Genomic DNA, 1,374 nt, shown 5'->3' on the forward strand with positions numbered 1-1,374 from the left:
ACGAAGCCAGTGATCACAGGCAGCCTCGCCTCAGTGGATGTGACCGGCTGCAGCGCGGATCTCACCACCTTGTATCCTGCGAAAACCACAATAGAGGGTCTTGCCTCATTGGGCTTGACCATCAGCGACAACTGTACAGCTAACGAGGATTTGACGGTCAGCAGCAGCGAGAGCAACACGGGCAGCTGCCCAATCGTCGTTACCCGTACCTATACGGTGACCGACAAGTGCGGCAACTCCGAAACCATCGACCAAACCATCAACGTGAAGGTGGACCCTACGATCATCATCACAGGCGGAACGAAAGCGAAGAAGGTGAACTGTCTCGCCGACGCGGTGGCTCCTCACACATTGGAACCAAGCGTGATGCCGACCGTCACAGACGCCTGCGGCACGACTATCGCAACCTACACCTCCGTGGTGGACGACAAGGCTGAGTTCGAAGGCTGCGAGGGTACAGTTACATACACCTATACCTACACGAACTGCGCGGGAGCGACCAATACATGGGCGTTCACCTATACGGTGGATGTTCCGGACTTGACGATTCCTGCGGATGGCGAGGGCAACCTAGTCTGCGAGAAGGACACCGTACGTCCTACGCCAGAGGATTTGACCGACATGTGCGGCAATGTCTTCAAGGCTAAACAAAATGGTCATCAAGTCAGCACGGTTGACGCGACGGGCAACGGAACGGTCACCTACAACTACACTTACACGGACTGCGTAGGCAAGACATATCCATGGAAGTTCGTCTATAATGTGAAGGCGGATGCGTTCATCGCACCAGCGAATACGGATAGCGACCTCCACTGTGTCGCAGAGTTGAAGGCTCCTACATTGCCGAATACGAAGGTCTGCGGCGAGGATATCGAGTGGGGCGAACCAACCATTGACGACAAAGCGACAGAGACAGGTTGCGGAGACGTGACCTACACTTACAGCTATGTTGTGAACGACACCCCTTACACATGGAAGCACACCTACCATGTGAGCCCATTGGACTTCGAGTCAATCATGCCGGCAAACGGAGAGGAGACTATCGCATGCTTCAGGGATGTCGTGGAGCCAACAGCGAAACTTCCAGTCGTGACGGACGCGTGTGGCAGAACACTCTCGCCTATCGGGGCTCCGACAAAGACAGAGGATAAGCTATGTGGCGGCGACGTTGTATATACCTACACTTACAAGGACTGCGCGGGCAATACCCACGATTGGACCTACACCTACCACGTGAGCGAGCCAGCGGCACCGGCGTTGACAGGAAGCTGGCCAACCAGCAACACGGAGATCGAGGGATGCTATTCCGAAATCCCAACCTTCTTGACCAACGAGGAGGCAGCTGCGAAGTACACCGCAGTATGTGGTAAAACA

Annotated in this window: 1 protein-coding gene; it reads left to right on the top strand. The window is 55.2% G+C overall.

Annotation, left to right across the window (positions count from 1 at the left end; translation table 11 throughout):
- On the top strand, positions 1-1,374 hold a 1,374-nt coding region (locus MJZ25_16640; protein ID MCQ2125793.1), incomplete at both ends, for a hypothetical protein.

It is taken from the genome of Fibrobacter sp. (assembly GCA_024399065.1).
In the GTDB taxonomy this organism is placed as follows: domain Bacteria; phylum Fibrobacterota; class Fibrobacteria; order Fibrobacterales; family Fibrobacteraceae; genus Fibrobacter.